This window comes from Bacteroides sp. D22 (assembly GCF_000163675.1).
Lineage (GTDB): Bacteria > Bacteroidota > Bacteroidia > Bacteroidales > Bacteroidaceae > Bacteroides > Bacteroides xylanisolvens.
This window is the reverse complement of record NZ_GG774816.1, coordinates 102,365-105,927: the sequence shown is the minus strand read 5'-3', so window position 1 is coordinate 105,927 and position 3,563 is coordinate 102,365. Positions and strand designations below refer to the sequence as shown.

General features: G+C 41.1%; 3 protein-coding genes and 1 pseudogene. All 4 read right to left on the bottom strand.

Going from position 1 to position 3,563, the window contains the following annotated elements; all coding sequences use genetic code 11:
- Positions 1 to 814, bottom strand: a pseudogene (locus tag HMPREF0106_RS27500) (RHS repeat-associated core domain-containing protein); the annotation flags it as partial.
- Positions 811 to 1,101, bottom strand: a complete 291-nt coding sequence (locus HMPREF0106_RS06035) for a DUF6443 domain-containing protein (protein WP_009040703.1) — start codon at positions 1,099 to 1,101, stop codon at positions 811 to 813. The pseudogene HMPREF0106_RS27500 and the gene HMPREF0106_RS06035, both read right to left, overlap by 4 nt.
- A 217-nt stretch (positions 1,102 to 1,318) precedes the next feature.
- Positions 1,319 to 1,822: an RDD family protein gene (locus HMPREF0106_RS0125030; RefSeq protein WP_032851563.1), complete on the bottom strand. Its 504-nt coding sequence runs from the start codon at positions 1,820 to 1,822 to the stop codon at positions 1,319 to 1,321.
- A gap of 9 nt (positions 1,823 to 1,831) precedes the next feature.
- On the bottom strand, positions 1,832 to 3,563 hold a 1,732-nt coding region (locus HMPREF0106_RS0125025), incomplete at its 5' end, for an RHS repeat domain-containing protein (RefSeq protein ID WP_009040702.1).

The following is a 3,563-nucleotide window of genomic DNA, read 5'->3' as shown; positions in this document are numbered from 1 at the left end:
CGTAAATATTGTCAACCAAAGTGATAGAATCCTTGTCATTCAATTGATAAACGCTCTTCAACAGGCGGTTCGCAAGGTCGTAGGTATAAGTATGAACCTCGGTAACCGGTGCCTGTCCGGGAGCGCTGTGCACATGCTTCTCTTTCGTTGGGCTGCCCTCGAAGTTGTAAGCCGTATAAACGGATTCAGTGCCGTTCTGCCCGTTATTGCCCTTACGTTGGATAACGCGGTAGCGGTCGTCATAGTACAATGCCGAGTAAATGAAGCCTGTATATTCCCTGTCTGTAAAACGGGCGGTCAAGATTCCGGTCTGTTGCCCTTTGCAATCATCTCCATAACGTTTGCCATAACCGGCTGTTTCGCAGTAAGCTGTCGTTGCGTCATCGGGAATACCGTTTTTACCAAGGAAGTCGTAGGAATCGTAATAGCTGACCGACAAGACAGTCGGGGAACTTAAGGTTATACCTTCCAACCGGTAACCTTTCAACGGATTCTCCTCATTCGCCCAAACGGCTTTTACAACAACAGTATCAAGAGGGGTGGACTCCGCACCATAAGCCGGTTGATTCTTGCAAATGCCGCTCAATACAACACGGCCAAACCCGTCGGGAATACTGAAAAACCACTCGTTTCGTTTGCGCTGTTCACCGTCTTGAGTAAAAACAGGTCGGTCGGCAGCGTCATAAATCGTGTAAACAGAGTCACAGCCGGGGAGTTTCTTATAGATACAACGATTATACTTGTCGTAATGATAGATGTAAGCATACTTCTGCAAAACAGGATGGCTTTCAGCGTATGACTGTACTGCCGTCAAACTATCCGCAGCCAGCGGAGGAAGTACGAAGCGAACGTTACCGTAGTATGCCAGTTCTTGCCAGGACCATATTCCTCCACCACCTCGTTCAGTGCGGAGCCGTCATACACAGTAAGGCTGTAGGGATGTGAATCCATGCCGTAAAGAAAAAAGGAACGGGCGGTTTGTGACAATTTGCCGGGATTCACATAAGATCCGTCACTGCTGCCATACGCCACAGGAAGCCAGAGTTTGCTGGCCCGGTTCAGGGCATCGTAGTCCTGCAATGTGATCAGGTCATGCCCCAAAGGGGAAAAGCCGTGCTGAACCTTGACCGTAGGGTTACCGAAATGGTTGTAAGGCGGACTTCATCATCCACCAGAGAAAGGACATCATCCGTAGCAACTGTCGGAACGTACGAAAGTACATACGGGAGACATAGGAGACAACGAGAGGGTGTGTCAACAGGCACACCCTCTTGCGTAAGCATCAAACTTGGATTATTAAGAAAAAAGTTTATTTATATCATTGCATAGTAAGAGACTTTAATCTTATATAGGAGATTACAACTCCTAATATCCAAATAAATAAAAAAGCGATAAATGTAAAAGCCACTGGCCTGATTTTTTGTTGTAAACAACCGTTTTTTTGTACTACTTTTGTAGAAGTCAAAATATCGCCTATCCGTTGTCCCTTTGGACTTGCAAAAAAGATAACAAGTTCGATAAAATGCAGACAATAACAAAGATTACGCGCTACACATCTCAAAGGACCTGCTATATTATGAGTTTTAAGATTTATAATCTGAATTCCCATGATACGTTTTCCAAAACTCATACCTTTATAACAGTCCTTACAGAAGAAATAATACACAAAAAAATGCATAGCGCAAGCTGTAGGAAACATTAAGAAAGGCGGAGTAGGAGTTACAATCAAACTTATAATAGCATCTACCATCCAAACCATAATACAAGCTATAAAAAAATCTATAACTATGGCATAAAATCTTTTTTTCTTCATTTCTTCCATCTTAACTTTCTATTTAAATAATGCCTCAAAAAAATTCCATATCTCAGACAAATCTATTGAAATATCAGCACCCAAAATAACACTCGCAGAAACCCCTATAGTATAATCTGTATCTATAGTATTCGATTCTCCTGTTTTTTCAAAATATCTACCTGTAGAATCAAAGGTTTCAGTTTTTTTATGATCCTCTGTTATTAAAGGAATACCAACAGTATAACCGCTTTCTCTAACAGAGGTCCAAGAATCAAGTTCATAAGCTCTTGTATAATTCTCTGCATTAAAAATTCCAACTCCAATTGACAAACCCTTTTCAACAGTTAAAGGCCCATCACCAATTTTCATACTACCTCCATTTACTCCTAGTCCAACATTAACTCCCATTACCTTAATATCAGCATTCGCTTGCGAACCTATCGAGAATGAAACTGAAAGAGAGTTTTTTAAAAATGGCCAAGCTTCATCCCATCCATTACCATTAGGGTCAACATATCTAATAGGATTATTTCCACAGTAATTATAAACATTAAAAGAATTATATTTTTCTGCTAAAGAATCTACCGCACACCATCTTCCTATCATCGCATCATAATGCCTTGCCCCATAATCATACCAATCCAATCCACCTTTCCGATCCAACTCTTTATCATTATACTTATAAAGCTGCACATTATTGCATGCATTAGACATCAAACCACCAAAAGGATAATAATCATTCACTTCATCAACTTTGCCGGTTTCATCAGCAACTACACGGACATTTCCCTGATGATCTTTAATGTAAAAGTGGAACTTGTTATCCTGAAAACTATAATAACCAGACTCATTCAGCAACATCGTCAAACTGCCATTCTCATAGACCGCATTGCCACAATAAACAGTAGACGTGACGTTATCATTTATAGTATGCGTGGTACGGACTTTACTGCCGTCTGCAGCATATTCATAGACAATACTATTTCCGTCAGCAAAGGTGATGTGACTAGGCAAATTTAAGATATTATATTGAATTCCAGTTATATTTTTGTTTAAATCTTTAGTCAGGTTACCATTTTTATCATAAGCATACTCGACCGTTTCATGGGCATTATCCTTAAACTCCATACCATTACCAAATACAGAATTAGTGGCATTGTCATAAACGGACTCTAGTTGATTGCCATTGTAGGTCAGATTCAGGTTGTCAATCAGACCGTAAGAATCCGTACCCGTTTGACCATATCTAAGCAGACCCAAGATATTACCCATTTTGTCATAACCAGTTATTTGCTCATTGAAGCGGTTCCGGTTTTGATTCAGGGATGTGCCTTCACCATAAACAGCGTCTTTCAGGCGGGAAAGGCCGTCATAGGTAAAACCATAGCCTTTTTCAGGAGAACTAATCAATGCATTTGAAGCATTATTCTGTGCCGTACGCCAAAACAGACTGCTGATATTACCATTATAGCAAGGGGCAATATCATTAATAGTCTCCTGATAGTTCAAAGTCTGGCTGAATAACGGGCTGCTGACTCCTTTCAGCCAAGAACGGAGATTGTAGCTGTAATTTGTACGCAATTCAGGAACACCGTTGCGCCTGTCTACAAACAGACGACCGACCTCGTCGTAAATATTGTCAACCAAAGTGATAGAATCCCTGTCATTCAATTGATAAACGCTCTTCAACAGGCGGTTCGCAAGGTCGTAGGTATAAGTATGAACCTCGGTTACAGGTGCCTGTCCGGGAGCGCTGTGCACATGCTTC

Coding starts and splice junctions, on each gene's coding strand:
- HMPREF0106_RS0125030 (WP_032851563.1), bottom strand. CDS start 1,822: ATGGAAGAAATGAAGAAAAAAAGATTTTATGCCATAGTTATAGATTTT.